24 protein-coding genes, 1 tRNA gene and 1 other RNA gene are annotated in these 25,368 nt (G+C 30.9%); 10 read left to right on the top strand and 16 right to left on the bottom strand.

Annotated features, from left to right (window positions below):
• The first annotated feature begins 2,288 nt into the window (after nucleotides 1–2,288).
• From NW238_RS01800 to NW238_RS01845, 10 genes are all read left to right on the top strand, one after another.
• Complete coding sequence (locus tag NW238_RS01800) at nucleotides 2,289–2,717, top strand: hypothetical protein (RefSeq protein WP_216505494.1); 429 nt, start codon at nucleotides 2,289–2,291, stop codon at nucleotides 2,715–2,717.
• Nucleotides 2,705–3,469 (top strand): F0F1 ATP synthase subunit A, encoded by a 765-nt coding sequence (locus NW238_RS01805; RefSeq protein WP_216505493.1) that lies wholly within the window; start codon nucleotides 2,705–2,707, stop codon nucleotides 3,467–3,469. The genes NW238_RS01800 and NW238_RS01805 overlap by 13 nt, the downstream gene beginning before the upstream one ends.
• Before the next feature lie 9 nt (nucleotides 3,470–3,478).
• The gene (gene atpE / locus NW238_RS01810) at nucleotides 3,479–3,712 is read left to right on the top strand and encodes an ATP synthase F0 subunit C (RefSeq protein ID WP_171110806.1); all 234 of its coding nucleotides are present in this window, start codon (nucleotides 3,479–3,481) and stop codon (nucleotides 3,710–3,712) included.
• Nucleotide 3,713: 1 nt separating this feature from the next.
• Entirely contained in the window at nucleotides 3,714–4,259 is a 546-nt protein-coding gene (gene atpF, locus NW238_RS01815) for a F0F1 ATP synthase subunit B (protein WP_258451704.1), read from the top strand.
• On the top strand, nucleotides 4,259–4,807 hold the full coding sequence (gene atpH, locus NW238_RS01820) for an ATP synthase F1 subunit delta (protein WP_216505492.1): 549 nt from the start codon (nucleotides 4,259–4,261) through the stop codon (nucleotides 4,805–4,807). Before atpF ends, atpH begins: the two co-directional genes overlap by 1 nt.
• 1 nt (nucleotide 4,808) lies before the next feature.
• Complete coding sequence (gene atpA, locus NW238_RS01825) at nucleotides 4,809–6,392, top strand: F0F1 ATP synthase subunit alpha (protein WP_216505491.1); 1,584 nt, start codon at nucleotides 4,809–4,811, stop codon at nucleotides 6,390–6,392.
• A gap of 2 nt (nucleotides 6,393–6,394) precedes the next feature.
• Nucleotides 6,395–7,246, top strand: coding sequence for an ATP synthase F1 subunit gamma (gene atpG, locus NW238_RS01830; RefSeq protein WP_216505490.1), 852 nt, complete (start codon nucleotides 6,395–6,397; stop codon nucleotides 7,244–7,246).
• Between the two features lie 9 nt (nucleotides 7,247–7,255).
• The gene (gene atpD, locus NW238_RS01835) at nucleotides 7,256–8,710 is read left to right on the top strand and encodes a F0F1 ATP synthase subunit beta (RefSeq protein ID WP_216505489.1); all 1,455 of its coding nucleotides are present in this window, start codon (nucleotides 7,256–7,258) and stop codon (nucleotides 8,708–8,710) included.
• Nucleotides 8,685–9,125 (top strand): ATP synthase F1 subunit epsilon, encoded by a 441-nt coding sequence (atpC, locus tag NW238_RS01840; protein WP_216505488.1) that lies wholly within the window; start codon nucleotides 8,685–8,687, stop codon nucleotides 9,123–9,125. The genes atpD and atpC overlap by 26 nt, the downstream gene beginning before the upstream one ends.
• A 106-nt stretch (nucleotides 9,126–9,231) precedes the next feature.
• Nucleotides 9,232–9,627, top strand: coding sequence for a hypothetical protein (locus tag NW238_RS01845; RefSeq protein ID WP_216505487.1), 396 nt, complete (start codon nucleotides 9,232–9,234; stop codon nucleotides 9,625–9,627).
• Nucleotides 9,628–9,648: 21 nt separating this feature from the next.
• Here the strand turns inward: NW238_RS01845 and NW238_RS01850 are convergent, their stop codons facing one another.
• The 16 genes from NW238_RS01850 to NW238_RS01925 all read right to left on the bottom strand — a co-directional run bounded on the left by NW238_RS01850 (nucleotide 9,649) and on the right by NW238_RS01925 (nucleotide 25,194).
• Nucleotides 9,649–10,083: a hypothetical protein gene (locus NW238_RS01850; RefSeq protein WP_216505486.1), complete on the bottom strand. Its 435-nt coding sequence runs from the start codon at nucleotides 10,081–10,083 to the stop codon at nucleotides 9,649–9,651.
• A 129-nt stretch (nucleotides 10,084–10,212) separates the two neighbouring features.
• Nucleotides 10,213–10,286 (bottom strand) — tRNA-Trp (locus tag NW238_RS01855).
• A gap of 18 nt (nucleotides 10,287–10,304) precedes the next feature.
• Complete coding sequence (gene ychF, locus NW238_RS01860) at nucleotides 10,305–11,405, bottom strand: redox-regulated ATPase YchF (RefSeq protein ID WP_216505485.1); 1,101 nt, start codon at nucleotides 11,403–11,405, stop codon at nucleotides 10,305–10,307.
• 193 nt (nucleotides 11,406–11,598) lie between these two features.
• Nucleotides 11,599–11,877: RNase P RNA component class B (rnpB, locus tag NW238_RS01865), an RNA gene on the bottom strand.
• A 99-nt stretch (nucleotides 11,878–11,976) separates the two neighbouring features.
• Nucleotides 11,977–12,930 (bottom strand): DNA polymerase III subunit delta, encoded by a 954-nt coding sequence (holA, locus tag NW238_RS01870; RefSeq protein WP_258451707.1) that lies wholly within the window; start codon nucleotides 12,928–12,930, stop codon nucleotides 11,977–11,979.
• A gap of 108 nt (nucleotides 12,931–13,038) precedes the next feature.
• Nucleotides 13,039–13,398, bottom strand: a complete 360-nt coding sequence (locus tag NW238_RS01875) for an HNH endonuclease signature motif containing protein (RefSeq protein ID WP_258451709.1) — start codon at nucleotides 13,396–13,398, stop codon at nucleotides 13,039–13,041.
• Nucleotides 13,399–13,675: 277 nt separating this feature from the next.
• Nucleotides 13,676–14,512, bottom strand: coding sequence for a DNA-binding protein WhiA (gene whiA / locus NW238_RS01880; RefSeq protein WP_258451710.1), 837 nt, complete (start codon nucleotides 14,510–14,512; stop codon nucleotides 13,676–13,678).
• Between the two features lie 7 nt (nucleotides 14,513–14,519).
• Nucleotides 14,520–15,305: a thermonuclease family protein gene (locus tag NW238_RS01885; RefSeq protein ID WP_258451711.1), complete on the bottom strand. Its 786-nt coding sequence runs from the start codon at nucleotides 15,303–15,305 to the stop codon at nucleotides 14,520–14,522.
• A gap of 5 nt (nucleotides 15,306–15,310) precedes the next feature.
• A complete protein-coding gene (gene pyk, locus NW238_RS01890; RefSeq protein WP_216505475.1) occupies nucleotides 15,311–16,732 on the bottom strand; it encodes a pyruvate kinase in 1,422 nt (473 codons plus the stop codon).
• Nucleotides 16,733–16,880: 148 nt separating this feature from the next.
• Nucleotides 16,881–18,401 carry an MAG1430 family protein gene (locus tag NW238_RS01895; protein WP_258451712.1) on the bottom strand — a complete coding sequence of 507 codons (1,521 nt, stop codon included), beginning with the start codon at nucleotides 18,399–18,401 and terminating at the stop codon, nucleotides 16,881–16,883.
• Nucleotides 18,402–18,416: 15 nt separating this feature from the next.
• Nucleotides 18,417–19,019, bottom strand: coding sequence for a ribosome biogenesis GTP-binding protein YihA/YsxC (gene yihA, locus NW238_RS01900; protein WP_216505473.1), 603 nt, complete (start codon nucleotides 19,017–19,019; stop codon nucleotides 18,417–18,419).
• Between the two features lie 2 nt (nucleotides 19,020–19,021).
• Nucleotides 19,022–19,456 carry a pantetheine-phosphate adenylyltransferase gene (coaD, locus tag NW238_RS01905; protein ID WP_216505472.1) on the bottom strand — a complete coding sequence of 145 codons (435 nt, stop codon included), beginning with the start codon at nucleotides 19,454–19,456 and terminating at the stop codon, nucleotides 19,022–19,024.
• Nucleotides 19,456–20,643, bottom strand: a complete 1,188-nt coding sequence (locus NW238_RS01910; protein ID WP_216505471.1) for an acetate/propionate family kinase — start codon at nucleotides 20,641–20,643, stop codon at nucleotides 19,456–19,458. Before NW238_RS01910 ends, coaD begins: the two co-directional genes overlap by 1 nt.
• A gap of 1 nt (nucleotide 20,644) precedes the next feature.
• Complete coding sequence (locus NW238_RS01915; RefSeq protein WP_216505470.1) at nucleotides 20,645–21,631, bottom strand: phosphotransacetylase; 987 nt, start codon at nucleotides 21,629–21,631, stop codon at nucleotides 20,645–20,647.
• A gap of 210 nt (nucleotides 21,632–21,841) precedes the next feature.
• A complete protein-coding gene (locus tag NW238_RS01920) occupies nucleotides 21,842–22,702 on the bottom strand; it encodes a bifunctional 5,10-methylenetetrahydrofolate dehydrogenase/5,10-methenyltetrahydrofolate cyclohydrolase (protein WP_216505469.1) in 861 nt (286 codons plus the stop codon).
• Nucleotides 22,690–25,194: a valine--tRNA ligase gene (locus NW238_RS01925; RefSeq protein ID WP_258451717.1), complete on the bottom strand. Its 2,505-nt coding sequence runs from the start codon at nucleotides 25,192–25,194 to the stop codon at nucleotides 22,690–22,692. Before NW238_RS01925 ends, NW238_RS01920 begins: the two co-directional genes overlap by 13 nt.
• Nucleotides 25,195–25,368: the final 174 nt, after the last annotated feature.

The raw sequence follows: 25,368 nt of genomic DNA on the forward strand, positions 1-25,368 counted from the left end.
GGCTGGATGTGTAAGCATAGCGATATGTTGAGCTGACCAGTACTAATAAATCAATAGGTTTAAAAGTAATGTGTATTTTATACATTTCAATGAGTTTTAAATTACTATTCAGTTTTCAGAGAATAATACTCCGGAGGGAGTTTTTTTTATATTTTTTTTAGGGTGCAGAACAAAATTTGTTTTAAAATCCTTAGTGAGTCAAACTCTTAAATTCAAGCTAAATTTAGCATGGGCCAAAAAGGTTTGTTTGTAGGTAGTTTGATTGTTATTTATAAAAATATAATAAAGCAGCTACGCGACATGCGTGGCTATTAAAAACAAAATATCAAGCAAATTTATGCTACGCTCGATATTCTAAATTAAATACCTTTTAGATACTGTTAAAAACTTAACTCTAATTAAACTAAACTGTTCAAATATAGTTTCGACATAAGTATTTGATGATTTAAATTTGTTCATTGTTTAAACTGCAGGTTTACGTTCGTAGCCTTATACATTCATTATCAAAACTAATATTAAATCTAATTAAAGTCGACTTGAAAGTATATCAACATAAATAACGTTTCATAGTTTTGATAAAGAACAATTACATAACATATACAATTAATAAACTTCAATTAATTTACTCCCCCGCGAGCATGACAACTATTTCATTATCCAATGGGTTCATTTTAGTGTGAGAATATCTCGTTTTATCTCTATATTCTAATTCTTGTTATGATTTGTAACATTCATTAGAATGTCAGCGAGCATAAATATTATCAATAATTAGCAACCAATCTATGTGTAATATCTATTTATCTATCTTATTTTTTTATATTTTGATATCAATTTTGCCAGATTTAAGTCACTCGTTTGTTTTGATCTAAGACAACTTGCGTGAGTAATTGTAAAATTGTCCATTTCTGGACTATCTGCTTCGTTTAATTTATAAGGTAATATATGGTTGATATCGATACCACTAAATTCGCAATCTATTTTTCTCCATATAAAAAATAACATTCGTTTTGGTTGTTATGTAATTTGTTAATTAATTTGGTTTTGTTGCTGGAAATACTACTTAAATAATCATCTTTTCTACTATTCATGAAACAATTTCCTTTTATAACTCTTTTTCTTATTCTCGTCATCATTCTTATCTTCATCATTTACAATTACAATTTTTTAGGTTTATTCTTAAGAGTACGAATATATAATATACCAAAGATTGCAGTAATTATAATAGCAGTGGTTAATATTAGAGGAATAATTATGAAAACCAGAATTATCAATGTATTTCGGCTATTTATTTTTTAATCTAGTTGAAAGAAATTGTTATTCTCTGACAAATATAATTAAATACTTCTTCGTTATTTTCTCAATATATTAACTGTATTTTATTTTAATAGTCAAATATGTATATTTTTGATTTCTTTAAAACACAGTGTTTTATATTATATCAATATACAAATTTTTAAGCTTTCTACTTTTTGTGTAAAATCTTATACCATCTTCTTCGATTAATGGTACATCATTGTATAAATGCATCAAATATAATCATGAAATTGTGAATCCAAAGGCAAAGCACATCTAAACTCAGATAAAATTACAGCTAATGGCTTAGGTAATTTTAGAATTTTATCGAATATTGGAGTAAATGCCATAACAATCCCTAAAATAAGCGGATAAACTATTATAGTGCTCACAAGTTAAAGTCAGAATCAAATAACTGGTTTATATTTTTTATATTTTATATTCATGTTTTTTGGGCAAAGGCCTTTCTTGTTTTGCTCTTTTTGTAAACTTAAAAAAAGAAAACAAAAATACATTTTCGGCCTTAATATTAACAATTTAATGGAAGATTCCAGTTTTTCTTTTAAATTCTCTTATTGAATTTTAATGTCTAATTTGATTACAAGTATCTTAAATTTATAATAATTTCTATATTTGAGTGCATATTTTTTGTGAATGACTTTAAATAAAATTTAAAATAGCGAAACATTATTATTTAAATAAGATTATTTTTTTAAAAATAAATTTTAATACCGGAAAAAAAGCTAGTTCTATGAATAAAACCTATTTAATTAATATTTATTTTTAAAAGTTTAATAATAGACAAAAAATCACCTAATACGGTATTTTTTGCTATAAAACTCAATTATTGGTAAATAGTTATTTTGCTAATAAATAAAAGATTATTCAAAAATAAAAAAACTTTTAAAAAATCTTGTTTATTTTCTTTTTTGTCTGGCTTATAGTATTAAAATAAAAGAAGTATTTAATACTAAGGTAACATATTAAGGAGCAAGATGCAAGATAGATTTCTAGGCAGGATTTACATATTGCACTGAAGTCTTTTCGCTGTTTTGACAGTTATCTTTAGTCTATGCTGTTTTTTTTATCAACCAACTTTGGTATTAGGATACGTAATCGGGGCTTGTGGTGCTTATCTTTGTTTTGAAATTAGACAGGCGTTTTTGACAAATTTATTTGCTAATAAACGCAGTGCAGTTTCAAATGCATTAGTAAATTGAGTGCTTTCAATTGCTCTGGTTGGGGTTTTAGTTGCGTCAATACTTGTTATAAACCATTATTTTGGTAGTAAACATTCAATGGCGCTATTCCCTATCAATGTTTTTACATTTTCTTTAGGTTTAAGCAATATAATGGTTGCTGTTATATTGAGCATGTTTTTTAATATACCTAAGAAAAGGAAAGGAGGTCCATGCAAAAGATAATTGAAGCATTTAGTATGTGGAATCAACCTCAACTATTTTCCTTGGCAGTGACGGTACTAATTATATTTATTGTTAGTTTGGTTGTGTTTATTAAGATTAAAAAACATTCCAAACCAAATAAAGCACCGGTTGCTACTGTGTTAATAGCTGAAAACTATGTCACAACTATTGATAACGCCTACGACGATACTGCTAGTGGTAAATTGCCAATTGCTCGTTTTTATATATTTGGTTTAGCAACATTCCTATTAGTGGGTAATATGCTTGGTTTAATTGGTTTAGAACCAATTGCCACATCATATTCAATAACATTTACTCTTGCAGCAGTTACGTTTATTGGAATCTATTTAGTTGGTTTTTGATATCAAAAACTTAGATTCTTTTTACGTTACATTAAAAATCCAGCCGAAATTCTTGGGCAATTCTCACCTTTAATTTCTTTAGGTTGTCGTATGTTTGGTAATATCACTGGTGGCGCTGTTATTGTTACTGCTGTCTATTTTGCCGCAGGTTGATTATGGGGGTTGATTTTCCCTGGTCCACAACTTTATTTCTTCGCATGTATTGTTACACCGTGAATGCACATGTTCTTCGATATCTTTGGGGCCGTCATTCAAGCGTTAATATTCACAGTATTAACAACTATTTATTGAACAAATGAAGTTGAAATACATACACGTAAAAACAAAACTTCTAAAAAACAACTTAAAAATCAACAAAATATTATAAATATATCTAAAAATATTTACTAGGAGGTAACTATGGATAAACAAGGATTAATCGCTATTGGTGCCGGTATCTGTATGCTTGGATGCTTTGGTACAGGTTTAGGGCAAGGTCTAGCTAGCGGTAGAGCCGCTGAAGCTGTTGGTCGTAACCCTGAGGCAGCAAGTAAAATCAGAACCATTATGATTGTTGGTATGGCTTTAGCTGAAACAGCCGCTATTTATTGTTTCTTAATCGCTATTCTACTTCTATTCGTTTTTGGAAACTAATATGTCAATAAATAACGTTATGCTATCTAGTGGCCCTTCAATTACTGAAGCTTTCACTGAGAAATTTGAAAAACTTTTCCCATCATGACCTATGTTTGTGGCAACATTGGTTTCACTTGTATTGGTGCTGATTATCTTGTGATACTTTTTATACAAACCAGTCAAAAAAGCTATTAAGCAACGTCAAGAATATATTCAAAGTAATATAGACCAAGCTGAACAAGCTAATGTCTCTTCACAAGAATTGTTGGCCAAAGCTAACATGAAATTATTAAATGCCCACGACGAGGCCAGAAATGTTGTTAAAGATGCTAAACACGAAGGTGAAAAAGTTTTAGTAACATATTTGGAAAAAGCAAAACGCGAATCTAAACGAATCATAAACGAAGCAAAAGCTGATGTAAAACTTCAAAAACAAGAACTACTTGAAGAGAACCAAAAACGTATTGCTGCAGCAGCAACGATGTTAAGTCGTAAAATTCTAAAAGAAGAAGTCAATAGTGATATCGAAAACAAAATTATTGACGAATTTCTTAAAGGTGAATAATGTATCAAAAAGCTAATATTGATGGTTATGCCATCGCATTATATGAGTTAGTCTCAGAAAATAATGAACTAGCACAAGTACATCAAACACTAAGTCAAATCTGACCAGTTTTTGAAGAAGAACAAAATTTCTTAAAATTACTCGCAAATCCTAATATTGAGAAGGAAACAAAATTTGATTTTATCGATCAAACATTCGCAAATATACCTAATACAGAATTACTGGCAAAGTTTTTTAAAGTTGTTGTGCAACGTCGCGCCACAACTTTGCTTGGTCGAATAATCAAACAATTTTTCCGTCTTTCTAACCAAACATTGGGCATCAAATTTGCGAAAGTTTATACTGCCTTTCCTTTATCTGAGGGACGTATGAACAAAATTAAATCTTTTTTAGAAAAGAAATATAATTCAAAAGTTGAACTAAATTACATTCTAAAACCCGAACTTTTATCAGGTTTTAGAATTGAAATTGATAGCGATGTCATTGAACAAAACATCGCATTAGATTTGGAGAAACTTTCATCATTAATCATAAAGAAAGGAGTCTAATATGAATAGTTATACAGAAGATATCAGTAAAATCATCAAAACTAGAATCAAAAACTTTAATTCTAGCGTTGATTATTCCGAAGTTGGACAAATCATTACTATCGGTGATGGTATTGCTCTAGTTAGCGGTTTAGATAACGCTAAAAATGGTGAAATTATTGCTTTCAAAGATAATATTTACGGTATGGTTTTAAACCTTGAAGAAGAAGTTGTTGGTATCGCTATCTTTGGTGATGCTGAAAAACTATCTGAAGGTGACGAATGTAAACGCACTGGAGAAGTTATTTCTGTTGGCGTTGGTGATTCATTGATTGGTCGTGTTATTAACGTTTTAGGACAACCAATTGATGGCAAAGGCCCTATTAAGACTGAAAATAGACGTGAAATCTTTAAAGTTGCGCCAGGTGTTATGACACGTCAAGAAGTTAATGTAACTTTAGAGACTGGAATCGTAGCTATTGACTCAATGATTCCAATTGGTCGTGGTCAACGTGAATTAATTATTGGTGACCGTCAAACTGGTAAAACAGCTATTGCAATAGACACAATCATTAACCAAAAAGGTAAAAATGTTAAGTGTGTTTATGTTGCTATTGGACAAAAAAACTCAACTGTTGCGCAAATTGTACACAAATTGGAAGAAACAGGGGCTTTGGAATACACAACAGTTGTTGTTTCTGCTGCTAGTGAATTAGCACCCCAACAATACATTGCACCTTATACGGGTGTTACTATTGCTGAAGAATGAATGGCAAGTGGTGAAGATGTGCTAATTGTTTACGATGATTTAAGTAAACATGCTGTGGCATATCGTACGCTTTCATTACTTTTAAGACGTCCGCCTGGACGTGAAGCATACCCTGGAGATGTTTTCTACTTGCACTCGCAATTACTTGAAAGAGCTGCACGTGTTAATAAAGAAAATGGTGGTGGTTCAATTACGGCTCTTCCTATAGTCGAAACACAACAAGGTGATATTTCAGCATATATTCCAACCAATGTAATTTCAATTACCGATGGGCAAATTTTCACAAGAGAAAACCTATTCCACTCAGGACAACGTCCAGCAGTTGATGTTGGTTTTAGTGTTAGTCGTGTTGGTTCAGCTGCGCAAATTAAAGCTATGAAGAAAGTTTCAGGATCCCTAAAACTTGAACTAGCTCAATATAATGAAATGTTAGCTTTTGCTCAATTCGGTTCTGATTTAGACTCATCTACTAAAACTATTTTGGAACATGGTGCAAAAGTATTTGAATTCCTAAAACAAGGCCAGTATCAACCAATTAATATGTATGCACAAGTAGCAATTCTACTCGGAAACAAAGAAAGAATTATCAACCCTCTACCTAAAGAATCAATATTAAAATACCGTGAAGACGTAATTAAATTTATGAATTCAGCTGAAGGTAACATTATTATTGATGAAATCATTCATGCGAATAATGATTTAACTGATGAAATCAAAGATAAATTAACTACTAAATTAGTAAAAATTGTGAAAGATATTGTGGCAGGTTTACCAAACTACAACCCTAACGATCACGCTCAAATGCCTGAAAAATATCGCCCCCAATATGAAGCTTAATTATGGCCAGTTTACAAAAAATTAAATCTCGTATTAACACAGTTGAATCTATTCGTAAAATTACTCACGCTATGGAACTTGTTTCGACATCAAAAATGCGTAAAGCACGTGACTACTTCAACTCAGTAAAATTATATGAGCAACAAGTTAGCGACATTTTTGGTGGATTCTATTCTTATTTGAGTGCTGAAGATTTAAGGGACTATTTTGCAGCCAAAACCAGTAAAAAACGTTTGTTTTTAGTCATAACCAGCGATTTAGGTTTGGCCGGAAGCTACAATTCAAACGTTTTGAAATTAGTTAAAAATATAATTACAGACCAAGATGAATTAATAGTATTGGGCAGTAAAGGTATTTCGATTTTGGAAGCTAAATATAAAAATCAAATTATTAAGTCTACAAGTTGAGCACATTGTGAAATTAAAAACATTGCTCAAAAATGCACTAAAGTCATGGTTGAAAAATACCGTAAAAATGAAGTTGGTGAAATTCATGTTTTATACAATGAATTTATTAATAACCTAGTCCAACAAGAACAAGATTCAAAACTCTTGCCTTACGAATATGACTTTAAAAAGAATCAACAAAAAAAACTTAATCAAGTTATTGAATTTGAACCTAGCGCAAAGGAAATTTTAATAAATACTGTGCCTTTATACGTGTCAGCTAAAGTAAACAAATGTTTAGCCTCAGCAGTTATTAGCGAATACGCTTCGAGACGTGCTGCAATGGAAACAGCAACTGATAATGCTGACGAATTAATTGACGATTTGAATCTAGAATACAATAGAAAACGTCAAAGTAACATCACCCAAGAATTGAATGAGATCGTGGGTGGGGCAAATGCAGTTTAAGGAGATATTATGAATAAAAATAATGGAACAATTGTACAAATTTTAGGTCCTGTCGTAGACGTTAAATTCCCTAAGGGAAAATTACCAAATCTACTAAACGCATTGGTTGCTGAATTCGATGGGGTTAAATTTACTTTGGAAGTCGCTCAACACATTGGTGACGATACAGTTAGAACAATTTCAATGGTTTCAACAAACGGGTTAGCTCGTGGGGTTAAGGTTGCTGATACTGGAGCACCTATTTCAGTACCAGTTGGTGAAAAAGTTTTAGGCCGTATGTTTAATGTTTTAGGTGAAGCTATTGATAATGGTGATGAACCAGATACATTAAAAATGCCTATTCATGCAAAAGCACCAAGCTACGAAGAACAAAAAACTGCTAGCGAAATTTTAGAAACAGGAATTAAGGTTGTTGACCTATTGATTCCTTACGCTAAAGGTGGAAAAATTGGTTTATTTGGTGGGGCCGGTGTTGGTAAAACAGTTCTTGTTCAAGAATTGATTAATAACATTGCTACACAACACGGTGGACTTAGTGTTTTTGCCGGTGTTGGAGAAAGAACTCGTGAAGGTAATGACCTTTACTATGAAATGAAAGCATCGGGTGTTCTTGACAAAACAGCACTAGTGTTTGGTCAAATGAACGAACCTCCTGGGGCACGTATGCGTGTTGCTTTAACTGGTTTGACTATGGCGGAATATTTCCGTGATAAACAAAACCAAGATGTGCTATTATTCGTTGACAATATTTTTAGATTTACTCAAGCTGGTTCAGAAGTTTCAGCACTTCTAGGGCGTATGCCAAGTGCCGTTGGTTACCAACCAACATTAGCTACTGAAATGGGACAATTACAAGAAAGAATCACTTCAACACACAAAGGTTCAATTACTTCGGTACAGGCTGTCTATGTTCCAGCTGATGACTTAACTGACCCTGCTCCCGCTACAACATTCAATCACTTGGACGCTAAAACAGTTCTAGACCGTAATATTGCAGCACTTGGTATCTATCCGGCTGTTGACCCTCTAGAATCAAGTTCTAAGTTGTTAGACCCATTAGTTGTTGGACAAGAACACTACAATGTTGCCTATGGCGTAGTTTCAATCCTACAAAGATTTAAAGAATTGCAGGATATTATTGCAATTTTAGGTATGGGGGAATTAAGTGAAGAAGATAAATTATTAGTTTCACGGGCAAGAAGAATTAGAAACTTTCTTTCTCAACCATTTACAGTTGCTGAAAAATTCTCTGGTAAACCAGGTGCTTATGTTAAATTGGCAGACACTATTAAGAGTTTTAAAGGAATTTTGGAAGGTAATTATGATGAAGTGCCTGAAGATTTATTCCTTTATGCTGGAGATATCAGCGAAGTTGAACAAAGATATGATGAATACAAAAAAGCTAATAACATTCAAGAAAATGTAGAGCAAACTGAAGATGAATCAAACAACAGAGAAAAATAATTCAAATCAAGTTGTAAGATTAAGTATTTCAACTTTAGAAGGTATATTTTATGAAGGGGATGTACGTTCAGTTAACCTTTCAACAGTAACTGGTGGAGCTATTATGCTTCAACCTAACAGAACTCCTTTCATCAGCAATATCGCAGTAGGTAAGTTATCAATTAACGAACCTAACGACCCCGACTACAAATTATGCGTAATTGGCGGTGGTGTTGTGTTTGCTGATAGCAAAAGAATCAAAATAATTACCGACGATATTATTGACAGTAAAGACATTGACATTAATAGGGCAAAACGCGATCGTGAAGAAGCGTTAGCTCATCTTAAAGAAACAGACAAAGATGATAAAGCGAAATTTGAATTACAACTACGTAAAGCAATTGCTCGGATTAACATCTCAAATTCTAATAAATAGCCTGTGGGCTATTTTTTTCTTATATACACATATTTGTGTATGTTACGTAATTTTAATATATGTTATTCATTTAAATAAAATTAGTATAATATGAAAAAGGAGAAACATGGAAAAAAATAAATTTGTAAAATATAAACCTCATGTAAGACCTTACTTTTGGACTGTGACGATATCATCAATATTAGCAGTCTTATTGGTTATGGGATGAAGTCAAAAATTTATCCCTTTTAAGGTAGATGTTAAGGTTGGTCATTTAGATTTTTGAAGTGTGATGTATTTATCTTTTACCATTTTCTTTGGCCTGATAGGCATCTATTCTTTGAGCGTAATTTTAGTGATTAACTCATTTGTTTATAAACTAGAAAGAATGAAGGAATTATGACAAGAAAAAGACCGTGAAGCGCTTAAAAAACGCATTAATCGCCAAGCAATTATTTTAGACATGTTTGCATTGAATAAATCTTTATCGTACAATTTATATCAAACTAGTAAAATTGAGTAAAAAAATCGCGTCTAGCGATTTTTATAAATTGGTTTTATCTAATTCAAACACTGGGTTATCTTGTTTAGATTCGTTATTATCATTATTATTGTTTATTGGTTTAACAACATATTTTTTTGTAAGTACCATTATTACACCTACAAGCGAAACGATTGGAACAACGAAACCAACAATTAATAAAATCATTATTGTTTGATCAAATTTACTTGCCTTAACTGCTAATATTATTTGTAAAACAACTCCAGCAATTCCACAACCTCATAGAAGTAATTGTAAAAATATTGTGTAAACACTTTGATATGTAACACCAAGATTATTGCTTTTATTTGTTGATGGTTGGGTATCCATCGCAAGCTTAATAACTAAACTATAAGCAATTATTCCTAAAATAACAGCAAGAATTTGTAACACCAATAGTGGAATAGCAATTTTCTTTGCTTTTTCTAATTCTTTCATTTTTCTCCTCGTCATAATTAACTCTTTTATTATAACATAAATAATAAAATTACTCAGCTGCGCTTAGAACCGCCATTATTTTATAAGTAAAATATAGAAAAAAAGCTGTTCTCACAGCTTTTTGTCAAATGGCAGGGGTTAAAGGAATCGAACCCTTGCAAGCAGTTTTGGAGACTGCAGTACTACCATTATACTAAACCCCCATTTAGCCTTAAGGCTAATTATTTTCCGAATTTAAAGTGACAAATGTCGCCATCTTTCATAACGTAGTTTTTTCCTTCAGAACGGATTTTTCCAGCAGCTTTCACGGCTTGTTCTGAACCTAATTCGACAAAATCTTCATAAGTTATTACATCAGCTTTAATAAATTTATTTTCAAAGTCGGTATGGATAATTCCTGCACATTGTGGTGCTAACATTCCATCATGAAACACTCATGCTCTAACTTCGATTTGTCCGACAGTGAAATATGTTTTAAGTTTCAATAAATCAAATGCCTCTCTAGTTAATAAATCTAATCCACTAAATTTAATTTCATATGTCTGTAGTCACTCTTGAGCTTCGTTTTCATCTAATTGTGATATTTCACTTTCTAATTGAACGCAAATTGGCAGGATTTTTTCTTCACTTGAACATGATGCTTTAAACATTTTAAATAATGTAGCATTTTCATAATCTGCAATTTGTTCGGCTGACATATTAGCTACGTAAATCATTGGCTTAAATGTTAAAAGGTGATAGCCTTTTAAAATTTTGGCCTCTTCTTCATTAATATCTTTTAATTCACGGGCTGCTTTGCCTTGTTCCAAAAGTTCCTGAATTTTTAAACAAAGATTTTGCTCAATAAGAGCTGTTTTATCTCCGGATTTTGCCTTTTTAGATATCCTGTTTAGCACGTTTTTAATTGTGTCTAAATCAGCTAAATTTAATTCCATATTGATAACATCTTTATCGTTTACAGGATTTACTTCATTTGCAACATGCATGATATTTTTATCGTCAAAACAACGTACAACATGAATAATTGCATCAACTTCGCGGATGTTACCTAGAAATTTATTTCCAAGTCCTTCGCCTCTTGAAGCGCCCTGAACTAGACCCGCAATATCAACAAAATCAAATGTTGCGGGCACAATTTTATTTGGATTTACCAGTTTTGCTAATTCGTATAATCTTTTGTCTTTTAAAGGTACTGAACTAACATTTGGCTCAATTGTGGTGAAGGCGTAATTACTTGCCTCAACTTGATATTTAGTTAATGCGCTAAATAAAGTGCTCTTACCAACATTTGGTAAACCTACTATCCCAGCTTTTAATGACATGAGACCTCCTTGATATATTGTTAATTTAAATTTTACCAAAAACTTAATTTTGCCTGCTAAAATCACTAAAAAACATAAATAAATTTTAATTTTCATAAGTCAATATTTAAACTAATTGTGTCAACGATTTTACGAATACACACATTTTTGTGTAATTTTGGTGCAAAAAAATATGCGTAACCGCATATTTTGCATCTATAAGCCACGTTTTGTTCCTTATAAATAATAAGGCGCCAACAATTTATCTAACCAGTAAACTGGTTTTCTCTCTTGATTCAATTCTCTCGAGAAAATTCCCCTACCAAAATTTGGGTTTCTAGCTCATGGAGTTTACCGCGTTTCACAATTCTCGTCTCTGTGGCACTAGTCGTCTAGGCCTAAGCTTATTGGGCTTAGCATGAACACTACTTTCATCGCAGAAAGTGCTAGCGTGGACTTTCCTCTACTTTAATAGCAGCTGTTGGCCAATGCGATTAGATTATATAACAAAATTTAAATTAATATAGTATCTTGTTAAAGATGAAATTCAAATAATTAGCTTAATCTTTTTTTGATTTTGAAAAGTGAATAATTATCTAAAATAATTAATCAAGAAACGTTCAAAACCAATTTCAGGATCAGTTTGCCCAGATTTAATTTCACGATCTAATTTAGCTAAATGCTTAATCATTGATTGTATACGTTTAATGCCTAAAATTGTGAGTAGTGAATAAACTTTTTTAACACGATAAAAATTTAATTTAAAGTCATCGGCTAAGTCGTTTAAATTCTTCTTAGCTAAAGAGTAACAGTATATTTCATTAGCTAAAATAAATAACTGACTTGCTTGAGCTATTAGCAATGATATATCAACGCCTTCGTTGATTTTTTCCTTATATTTAATTCAAATAAGATTAAAATTATTTGATTCAAAACTATTAGAAAAGCCAAACACATCCTCATTGAATGTTTCACCGATTGTTTGTTCAATCATATCAACTGTTATTATTTTATTTAAATTAACAAGTTTGATTAATTCTAAATTTATTAAATATAAGTCATTTGGAACTTTTCTTAATAAAGCATTGATTGAAATGTTATCTATTTGTCCGCCTAAATCATGTACAATTTGATTTATTTTTTTTGTTAAATCTGAACCTGTCAGTGTATTCGCAAACAGTAATTTGGGATTCAATTTCATTAAATATTTCGTAAAAATATTATTAGCAATTTTTTCTTGCTTTACTATGTTGGTATTTACGAAAACCACTGTATCTTGAGTATTTTTTTCAATAATTTTAGCTAATTCTTCAGCTAAAATTACCTCCTCTTTTGAAATTTTATTTTCAAAATAAGGGCAGTCATATACTACAATGATTCGAGATTCTTGAAATAATGAATTTAAACCAATTAAATTAGTTAATTCAACTGTTTTATTTTCGTCTGCGTAATAAAAATTGACTAATTCAGAATTATTATTTGCTTTAATTATTTGTTGTATATACTCATTAACAAAATACTTTTCTTGACCATAAATTAAATACATATTTTAATTATATATAACAATTCATTATTTAGATGAAAGTACTGCAAAATCAGTACATGTATGCTAATTGAATTTATAAAACTCGAATCATAAAAATTCGAGTTTTATTTAGTCTTGGTCAATATCAATATAATCGTAGGTTTTTACTAAAGAAGTTGAGCCATTGCTATTTTCGTATTCTGTTGGTTCTATTTTCCGAACTTGTCATCTTGTGTCTCCATCAGTTCAAGTAGTTTGACCTGCTTTTATTTCATTAGTCTTTATATTGATTGGATAACAATTGCCATATGTAGTTTTTCCGCCTTTTGTTATAGGGATTAAATGATCTATATTTCAACCATAAACACTGTTTTTATTGTTGTAAGCGCTCTTAACAATTCTGCGACCAGCAAAATCTTTATCCTCGGTTTTATTACCTAATCAAAATTCTCATATTTCCATTGCTTTTTTTTGATTGATTGATGCCATATTTGTCCTTTCGTTTTAGATACTAATTTATACTAACGGTGTACCGACTATTTAAGAACATGAATAGTGAATTTATAAATTAGCATTGTCAATTTTGTTCTCATTTTGATTTTAAATCACTCTAAAAAAAAAAAAAAAAATGGCTAGGCAGCGCTAATTAAACTTTAATTTTTAATTATTTTTCACATTTTTTCCATTTATCCTGATAATTTTTGTTTAAATGTAAAAAAAAAAAAAAAAAAATCACTACCGAGGTAATGATTTATGAAATATTTTACTAATTATTTTTATGTTTTTTTACAATCTCGCGAAGTTTTATCAATCAATGATTTAAACCGCTCTTAGATATTTTTATTTCTGATTCGTCTAACAGAATTTCACTGATTTTTGAAAGACTTTCATCTGGGTTGTTTTTAAGAATAGTAAAAAATTCTAATTGTTTTTCAGTAAAACATGATTCCAAATTATTGTGATAAATATAATCAATGTTTTTTAGATGTTGTTGGTTTGATTTAACTATTCTTTTTAGATTTGCTAAATCAATGTTGTTGATTCTATTAAATGTATTATCAAAGTCTCTTTTTATACGAGAATCCTCTAATTTGAACATTGAGTCGATAACATTAATAGCTTTTAAAAAGTCCGAAATTTTTTCGTGTTTTTTGATATAAATCAGAAATTTTTTTCTATGAAAAATTTTTTGGAATCCAAAATCATATTCATTCAATTTATTCATGAATATATCAATGAATTTTTCATAGTTTGAACTTAGTTGCAAATGATAAGATGATTTATCCAAATCTGAAATAGTGCCCCCTCCTACGAAAGCCCCGGCAAAAAAACTTGCAGGATCTTTAAAATTAACTTCTAAGTTAAAATCGTTTTTATTTATACATATTTGATTTTTGTCAAGAGAATAATTAATGTTTATAAAATTCAATAAAATCAAGATATAATCAAGAGTTTCATTGGACGTTATTTTTAACGTTATGAATTCATTTTGTGTGCAATTAGCAAAAATGAAACCCCTCAAAAATTCTGAGATTTCATCTTTATTTCTTTTCTTCGAAAAAATTTCGTTCTTGATTTTTTGAGTAAAGTTTGTTTTGTCCATTTTTGCCTTATCGTGGGTATATTTCTTCTAATGCCCCGTCCACGCTATATATGCCTAAACGGTTTTTGCGAGCAAATTCTTCAGAGGAATTTAATTGAGCTATATAGGCAGAATTAGGATTGTAATATTTACTTGATTTTGAAGAAGAAATGTAATGTTTTCGGCCGTAACCTAGGAGCACTATTTCGGAATTTAAGTTGTATCAGTTATTGTTATATTTAACATAAACAATGCCGACAATACGACCATAATGATCTGATATGTTTGTTTTTCCACCCTTAGTTGGCTGAGGAATTATGTAAATTTCGCCTCCGACTATTGTCAGTACACTGGTTGTAAATTTAGTGGCTAACATGCCGTATTCATATTGTTTACCGGTCGTTTTTTCTCAGTCGTCATTATCTGTTTTGTGCATTTTTTCTGGCGTATCAACCCCAGAAAAACGAACATTGTAGAGAACGTTTTTATGTTTAAATCTAAATGTATCACCATCCTTAATAAAATCCAAACTGACTCTAGTTGCTTTGTTTGGGGCTAATTCATCGGAAAAATCATATAATAATATGTCGCTTTTTAAATCAAAGATGTTGAGGTTGTTTGATTTATCGTGCGCTGAATTATTATTGTTGTTGTTTTGTTTCTTTAAATTTATTTCTTCATTTAAATTATTGTCTTTGGCATTATTGTTTTCATTATATGTGTTTTTGTTAATATTTAAAACACAGGCTGAGGAAAAACTTGTCGTAGTGATAATTGAGCCGAAAGTTAATGATAGAAAAAATTTATGTTTCATAGTTATTATTTAGTTTTTAGTTCTAATTTTTCGTTAACCAACGTTAGATATTTATCGCCATTAGCAATTTCTAATTGGTTTAGAACATTGTTTAAATCAGTTGGTTTTTGTGTTAATTCGTTAAATAATTTTGCTGTATTTGTAACGATTTTAACACCGGATGTTAAACCAAAACTTGTTGCTAATTTGTCATTATCTAAAACACCGATTATCATTGTATTCAATCTGAATTGTGAAAGTTTACGTAATAGTGAAGCATCTTTAGTTGCAACAATAGTGAATTTAGGATTGTTTTGTAAAACAGAGTTTACAATATTTTTAACTAAATCATCTTTTTTGTCTAGTTTGCTTAATAATGAATTGATTCAGTTCGTGTATGAAGGTGTATTGTAATAATCGTTTTCTGCTTTTTTGTTGATTGTTCTCATTACTTGAACAGCAGTTACTGGGTATTTACCAGCAGCAGTTTCGTTTGAAAGCATTGTTGAATCAGCACCATATGATGTTGCTCAATACACATCACTAACTTCTGCTCTTGTAGGTTGTGGGTTATTTTCCAATGAGTCAAGCATTTGTGTCGCAACAACAACTACTTTACCCGCTTTGCGGCATTTATCAATAATTTGCATTTGTCAGTATGGAACTTCGTAATAAGGGATTTCTAGTCCTAAATCTCCACGAGCCACCATGATACCATCGCTTGCTTCAATTATTTCATCAATATTGTTAATGCCAATTTGGCTTTCAATTTTAGAAATAATTTGGATTTGTGATCCACCATTTTCAACTAATAGTTTTCTTAGGTCATTAACATTTTTTGCACTGTTAACAAATGATGCGGCAACATAGTCTACACCATATTTAGCGCCAAATGTAACGTCTTGTATGTCTTTTTCACTTAGGAATGGAAGTGAAAAATCGACGTTTGGTAGGTTAATTCTTTTATTTGTTTTTAAAACATGAGCATTTGCTGTAACAACAGTAATTTCACCTGGTACAACTTTAGTAACGGTTGATGTTAGTTTACCGTCATCAAATAGAACTTTATCCCCAACTTTTAAATCTTTACTCATATCGTATGGTACGGTTACTTGTTTATAGTCACCAATGACATTAGCAAAAGCTTCAGGAGTGGTAAGAATTTTTAGCTCTTGTCCTTGAACAATCGGACATGCTCCATCCTTCATCTTTCCAACTCTAACCTCAGGTCCTTTAGTGTCTAACATCAGTGAAATATTAACACCTAATTCTTTGGCTGCTTTTTTAGCAGTTTCGAATTTCATGTTTTGTTCTTCTAGTGTGCCGTGGCTAAAGTTAGCTCTAATACATGTAGCACCCGCTTCAATAATTTGTTTAACTATTTCTAGGCTTGAACTCGCTGGGCCAGCTGTAATAGTAAGTTTTTCTTTGTGATTATTTAATTTCATCGCGTCTCCTTTTAATATTTATATTAATTTATATTATAAATTTATATTAGATAATTAATGCTTATTTTTAAAAAATGTCGTAAATATCGTGGAATATATTCCCTAATAAAAAAAACGCCCGATTTAAAGCAGGCATTATTTAAATATATTATTTACTCATTTTTTTAAAACCAGTTAATTCATAAGGTCAGTAATAAGTATTGATTCCGTTTGAAGAAGATATTTTGTCAGAACTTAAACCTAATGCAAATATGATTTTATCATCTTCTTGTTTACCAACGAATGGGGTATCGGAAATACTTTGAGTTCCATTTTTTGCATTGGGTTTATAGTAGTTATCTGTCACAAATTTCAATGAATAATTATTCAATGATTTTTCCGAATCAGATAAATTTTCATGGTTTGGTAACGTGTTAAAATCTAAATCTTCTTTAAATTTTAAATCCAGTTGGTCAAAATATCCGCCGCTAGAATTATTAGCATTATAGTTCGAATTACGGTAGAACGAAAGAGCACTTGATCCTTCTTGTGAATATTCTCCTAGATTAACTTTTTCTTTACCAGAAATTACTGCGTTTTGTGCTAGATTCTTAAGGTGGTAATAATTAAAGTAAACAACCTGTGTTTGTTCCGTTTCAACCGCGATTTGAGTATTTTTGGTCAAATTTGATTCTGATGCAGAAGGGATATTTCTTAGAACATAATAATGTAATAACAATTTATCTGGGTTATCTGTTTTAGTAAATCACATTGGCTTAGAATTATCAATTTCGAACAATTTATTGTTGTAATTAGTTCGTGAAATGTTTAAATATTTATTAACTTTTTCATTATTTTCTTTAATATTTTTTTCATCGGTCGCTTTCGATGAAGGTAACACATTTTTATCTAATAGGTCACTTACTTTCGAAATTTGTGCTTCGGTGTTGTCTAGAGTATTTTTATACTCGCCTTTGTTTAATAATTCTCTTAAAGAAGCGCTTTCAAGAATGCTGAATCCACTAAGCAATGATGTTTGTGTGGTTGAATTCATAGTTAGTTCAGACATCGAATTAATATCCATCTTTTTAAATCCAGTTATTTTAAAAGTTTTGATTTTTCATTTGTCAATTCATGCAGAATCACTAGTTGATTTATCCAAAATCGCTTTATCGCTGTTTTTGTCCTCTAACAGAACGCTCAAATAAAGTGTTCCGTCTAAATCATTCGCATAAGAATGGTAATAAATATTGTGTGTTTGTTTTAACACATCAATTGGAGCACCTGTTTTAATATTTTTTAATATGAAAAGCTTATTTAATTGTCTTTGTTTATAGTCTTCAACTGGAGATTTTTCGTAGTCGTAACCAATTTCTAACTGATAAGGTCAATAATGGTTGTCGGCGGTAGATGTGTTTTTTAATTTAGGTTGAAAAAGAAATTGAGAACTTGAGTATGATGTTCTTGAGTCGTAGTATGAGGCATAAGCAAAGTCGCTAGCATAATAGTTTTCAAGTTTGTTATGTTCATTGAAACCTGAGCCTAATATGAAAGAATAACTTGCTATTAATTTTGTTGCAGACTTTTTAGCGTGATTGAAGTTTGCAAAAACTGCTGTTAATACAACACCTGCGGTAGCACAACTAAGCGCTATTGAACTACCAATTATAAATTTACGATTTTTTTTCATTTTACCTCACTTTATTTACTCATCGGTCTCGAAGTCTGGATACAATATTGACTCAATTTCTAAGACTAATTCATCTAAATTTAATTTCTTTTCCGCTGAAACTCAATGTGTATTTAAATATGAATTTAATAGTTTTTTTTCAATTAATGAGTCATGTTTTTTAATTAATGTTGAGCGATCTTTTTGATTTAATTTGTCTATTTTTGTGTATATTATGGAAATATCTCAAGGAAGTTTTTGGAGTCAAGATAACGTTTCAAAATCAATTTTTGTAATGCCGGTTCTTGAATCTATTAATAAAAATATATGTTTTGGATTTTTATCAAGAGTCAAATAGTCTTTAATACATTTCAACATATGCTCTTGCTTTGTTTTACTCATTTCGGCATATCCATAACCTGGTAAATCCACGATATATTTATCATTATTGTCGGCAAAAAAGTTTATTAATTGAGTTCGTCCTGGTTTTTTTGAAACAAAAGAAACTTTTTGGCCTGTTAAAGCATTCAGTAATGATGATTTACCAACATTTGAACGACCTCAAAAAACAACTTGGTTGTTGCCATTAGTGTTATGTCACGATTGTTTTTCGAGTGAACTTGTTATGAATCTTCACATAATTAATTACCTTCCTTTTCCAAAGCCTTAATATGTCTTATTAAAGTTGAGCTTATACCTATCATTTCATAATCAGGAATTATCAATATAGTTTCAAGCTCAGGATTTACAGTGTGATTTCCTGCGGCTATATCAAGTTCAGTTTGATAATCAGCATCGTTGCGGGCAGATCTTATTAGCAAATTAATTTTGTAACGTTTAGCAATATTTCCAATTAATTCATTTTTGTTGAAAATAACTTCGACACTTTCATTATTTTTAAAATAGTTTTTTACATATTCAAATCTCTCTAAAAGATTATCTATATTATTTTTATCGGGATTGTTCGAGACCACTAACAATAATTTGTCAACGAATTTTAAAGCTTTATTTACTACGGCTATGTGACCAGTATGAAGCGGGTCAAATGAACCTGCATAAATTGCTTTTGTTTTCATTAATTAAACAATTTTATTGCGTTTTTAGCTATTAGTAATTCTTCGTTTGTTCTGATTACATAAACTTTGACGGCGCTGTCAGGAGTAGAAATTAAAGCAAATTCACCAATTTTAGAAGTATTGATTGAATGGTCTAGTTTAATATTTGCAAAATTGATTTTATCAATTACGCTTTGACGTAGTTCTGGAGAGTTTTCGCCGACGCCGGCTGTAAATACTATTGCGTCTAATGAACCGACTTTATTAGCATAGTTTGCGATAAAGTCAACAATTTTTTGTACATATAAATCTCAGGTGAAAATAGCACGTGGATTTTTTTCTTCAATAGCTTTTTCAATATCGCGCATATCTGAAGAAATTCCTGAAACGCCTAATAAACCTGATTTTTTGTTTAAAGCAGATGTTACCTCATCAACACTTTGGTTTAAATGGTGGCATAAGAATTCTACAAGCGCAGGATCGACATCACCAGATCTAGTTCCCATCATAACACCAGCCAAAGGCGTAAGACCCATAGTTGTATCAAATGATTTTGAGTTTTTGATTGCACAAATACTTGCACCATTACCAATGTGCGCATTAATGATATTTACTGAATCTTTATTCAATATTTCACTCATTTTTTCGGTTATGAATTGGTGCGAAATTCCGTGGAAACCAAATCTACGAATGCCGAATTTTTCACTTCATTCATATGGGATTGGATAAATGGCGTTAACATCGGGAATTGTTGTGTGGAATGATGTATCAAATTCTGCAGCTAGTTTTGCGTGAGGCATTACATCTCTAAAAGCATTAATTGCTTGTAAAGCCCCTGGGTTATGCAATGGTGCATAATCAGTACATTTTTCAATAACTGAAACAACTTCATCAGTAATTTCAGCTGTTTTTGAGAAAAATGTTCCTCCGTGAACAACTCTGAATCCTATAATTTCAATCTCTTTAATATCTTCGATTAATTTTGCTTCCGACATTAAAGATAGTATATTTTGCGCCGCAACTGTGTGGTTAGGCATATCGACATTTTTAATAAATTTATCAGTGTCGGTTTTGATTGTTATTATACCTTGTTGCAAGGTAATTCTTTCAGCAAGTCCACTTGCAACCACTTTTAATGAATCTTTTTCAAGTAATTGAAGTTTTATTGAGCTTGATCCTGCATTAATTACTAAAACTTTGTTTTGCATATTATTTTTCTCCTTCGCTTTGAATCATTGTAATTAAAACTGTGTTAACAACATCATTAACTTTAGCTCCTCTTGATAAGTCGTTAACTGGTTTTTTAGTACCAACAATAATAGGGCCAATAGCCCCGTAGCCAGCTAAACGTTGTACTAATTTATAACCAATATTTCCTGCTTCAAGATTTGGGAAGATTAGTGTATTCGCTGGTTCGTTAAAAGAGTCCAAAGTATATTTAGATTTTCTAACCCCCATATCTAAAGCAGCATCAAGTTGGATTTCACCAATTGCCGGTGTGCCTTGGTATTTATTATTGAAGTCTATTGTTGCGTTGTGAACCATTTCTGTTTCTGGTGTTTTTGCACTGTAGTTTGTAGAAAAACTTAAAAACGCAACTTTAGGGTCGATGCTAAAACTTTTAACAAAATTGGCGGCATTAATACCAATATCTGTTAGTCCTGCTTGATCGGGTTTTGGGTTTACTGAGATATCGCTAAAGAACAATGTTTGTTCTTCTTTGTGCATTACCATAACTGAACTTATAGTCTTAATTCCTTTAGCAGTACCGATTACTTTAAAAGCTGCTCTTAGCATGTCTGCGGTTGAATAAATTAAACCGCCAACAACACCATCAACCTCTCCAAGTTGCAACATCATCATTGCATAAAAAGGTCTTTGTGACATTGCTTTTTGACAAACTTCTAATGTGTCTTTATTCTCTTTGCTCTTAGCATCAGCAGCTGCTTGACGTTGTTTAAACATTTCGTTAGCTAAATGTTGTTGTTTTGCTAAGTCTGAATTAATGTTTATTACTTGTGCTTTAGTGTTTATATTAATGTCTTTTTCGACTAATAAAACAACTTCTAAATTTGAGTATTGTTCTAAAATTTGAGCTGCTTCTTGAGCTCTAATATCATCACCATCAACGATGATGATTCTTTTTTTATTCTTAATTTTTTCAATGTTGTGTTGAATTAAAGATGTAAATTTCATTTCTCTCCTTATATAAATATTTCTTTATTTTACCTTAAAACTAATATTTAATATAAATAATTAAATACAAATATTAATTCATATGACTAATATAAGTTATTATTTATACAATTATGGAATAATTGCCATTAATGCTGTTTGTGCACATGATTCGTTACAACTACAAAAAACTCGAATCTGAGTGATTCGAGTGTATTTTAAAGATTACTATTAAATGTTGTGATTATTTTTTAAAGCGTTTAATAAGTTTTGGAATAGACAAATTACTGTCAACGGTCCAACACCGCCCGGGGTAGGTGCTAGCGCTGATATATGTTCAGCTAAACCTTCTTGGTTAACATCTCCACAAAGAACTCTTTTATTATCTTTTTCGATTCAAGTAGTACCAACATCAATAACAACAGCACCCTCTTTAATATGTTTTTTGCAAATCAAGTTTGGCACCCCAGTCGCAACGACCAAGATATCAGCATTCTCAACTCCTTTAATTCCAGATTCACGGTTGTGAGTTGAAACGGCAGCGTTTCTGTTTTTAAATAATGCTGCTGTTGGTTTTCCGACTAAATTGCTTCTACCAATAACGGCAACTCTTTTGTCTGAGACTTCGATATTATAGTAATCTATTAATGTCATTATTGCTTGAGCGGTGGCTGGTGTAAAACTAAAATCATCAGTTTTGTTATAAAAGTTAAATGTGTTTCTAGTGCTTAGACCATCAACATCCTTTTCTCATCTTACAGCATCCAATATTGGTTGTGTGTAAGTACTCAATGATTCAGGCAATGGTAACTGTACAATAACTCCGTCTGCCTCATCGTTTATGTCATCTAGTTTTTTTAATAACGATTTATATCTGATCTTGTCAGGAAATCTATAAACTCTTGCATCGACGCCCAACTCTTGAGCTTTAGCTATTTTTTTCTCAATATATTTATCAGATGATGGATTTTCACCAACCTGGATTATTGCTAAAATTGGCTTTCTTTGTATTTGTTTGGTTATTTTTTCGAATTCATTTTTTAATTCTGCAGCCCTTTGTTCTGCTACGATTTTTCCGTCTAAGATTTTCATTTTAATTCCTCTCTATATTGCTCAATTTCTTTATTGAATTTAGCAAGTTTGTCTCTTTCCTCTTGAATTTTATTGGCAGGTGCTTTGGCAACGAAATTAGCATTATTTAACATTTGACTAGCTCGTTTTATTTCGCTTTCTAAAACGAGTATTTTTTGTTTAAGTTCACTAATATATATTTGTTTTCTTTCTTCACTTTCCTCAATATTGACGATTAAATCTCCGTCGACAAAAACAGTGTCTTTATTTTCTTTAATTGTGGCATTGGCAAGTTTATATATAGAATCTATAATGAATGAATTTTTGACAAAATTTATATCATATTTGATAGTTTCTTTTTTACTAATTCCGTTGTCTTCTCTGTATTTACGCAAAATTGAAACTGTTTTAATAATTAAATCTACTTCATTAACCATATTAGATTTTGAAAGTTTAAGACTTAGAGGCTCAGATTCCAAAATTTCCTCATTATAAAGAGTTTTATATAAGTAATCAGTTATAAATGGAAGTAGTGGGTGAAGGATTATCAACATTTTTTTAAAGTTGGCAAGAGCTGCTTTTTTATTAGGCATAATTTTAAGCATTTCAACATATCATGAAGAGAAATCATTGTAAATAAATTTGTTAAGTTCATAGCCTATAATTGTTAATTCATATTTTTCAAAAGCGTTATCAATTGTTTTATTTAATTTAACAAGTTTGTTATTAATTCAATGGTCTGCTTGTGATGGTTTTTTGTTATTATCTTCGGGCAGGTTTTGAATATATCTTGCTATATTTCAGATTTTGTTACATAATCCTCATGCGGATTTAATTTTTTCTGTTGAGTATCTAATGTCCAATCCCGGTGTTGTATTAGTTGTTAAAAATCATCTTAAAGCATCAGCTCCATATTCTTCAACTACTTCCATTGGGTCAATACCATTGCCTAGCGATTTGGACATTTTACGTCCTTGTTCGTCTCTAACCAAACCTGTTAATAGTAAATGCTCAAAAGGTTTATTGTTTTTGAATGCTAATGAGAAAAAGTACATTCTAGCAACTCAGAAGAAAATTATGTCATAGCCGGTAACCAATAGGGAAGTTGGAAAGTAGCGATTTAGCATATTCTCTGATTTTTTAAGCGGTCATCCAAGAAATGAAAATGGTGCAAGTCCAGAAGAGAATCAAGTATCGAGAACATCACTGTCCTGTACTCAGCCTTCGCCAGGACATGATTCTTGAACTTTTATATTTTCACCATTGTATCATGCTGGAATACGGTGCCCTCATCAAAGTTGCCGTGAAATGGTTCAGTCATAAGCGTTTTCCATTCATGTTTTTAAAGTATCTTTAAAACGTTTTGGGAAAAATTTAACAGAATCACATTTTTTTAAATGACTCAAAATTAATTTATTCAATTCTTCCATTTTAACAAATCATTGTGGCATAACCAATATTTCAACAGGTTCGCCGCTTCGTTCAGAGTAGCCAACGTTAGAAGTTGTTTTTTCAATCTTGACAATTAGGTCGTTATCAATTAAATATTGTTCAATTTTTTTACGAGCTTCAAAACGTTCAAGACCGTGAAAAATTGAGTCAGGAGCATTTATGAAACCGTCTTGATTAATCGTTTCAATAACATCTAAATCATGTTTTTTAATAATATCAATATCAACTTCAGCATGTGCAGATAATTTCATTAATCCGCTACCAAATTCAATTTCTGTATACTCATCTGCAATGAAAGGAATAATTTTTTTAGTTAATGGGTGGATTATTTCAATGTTTTTTAATTTGTTGTAACGTTTATCATTTGGGTTGTAAATAATCGCTACATCCGAAAGCATAGTTTCGGGTCTTACTGTGGCGATAGTTAAAAATTCATTTGAATTTGCAATTGGGTATTTGATATATAACATGTTTTGCTCAGTGGCTTTAGGCAGCACCTCAATGTTTGATAAAGCTGTTTTTAATTTAGGGTCTCAATTAATGGCTTTTGTGCCTCTGTAAATCAAACCTCTTTTGTAAAAATCTATAAAAGCTTTGTTAACGGCTTTGTTTGATTCTTTATCTAAAGTGAAACGTTCACGCTTATAATCAAGTCCTAATCCCAATGTTTCTCATTGTTTTCTAATTGAATCTGAGTATTTGTGTTTTCAGTCTCAAATTTTATTTACAAATTCATCTCGTCCAAAATCGTGTCTAGATTTTCCGGTTAATTTGTAAATATTACTTTCAACTTTACTTTGAGTAGCAATACCAGCATGATCCATTCCTGCAACATAAAAAACATCATAACCTTTCAGTTTCTTATATCTGATTATCGTGTCTTGAAGCGCTGTATTTAGCGCGTGCCCAATGTGCAATTTACCCGTGACATTCGGCGGAGGTAAAATTATAGTGAAAGGTCTTTTAGTTAAATCATGTTTGCTAAAAAAACCTTTCTGTTTTCATTTTTTTGAAATTTTTGATTCAAATTTATTCGGTTCATAAATCTTATTTAGTTTCATAATTCCACCTTCATTGTTAATATGTATAATTAATATATATTATTATATCAAAATAAGGGCTTTGTGCCCTTATATTGAGTTAAAATTTAGTTTTTTAAATATGGATTAAAATTATAAGTTTTTATGTGTTGTTTTTCCAAATTACGTGTTTTATAGTTGTGTTAGTATTTTGTC

The sequence above is a fragment of the Mycoplasma zalophidermidis genome, from assembly GCF_024742155.1.
Lineage (GTDB): Bacteria > Bacillota_I > Bacilli_A > Mycoplasmatales > Metamycoplasmataceae > Mycoplasmopsis > Mycoplasmopsis zalophidermidis.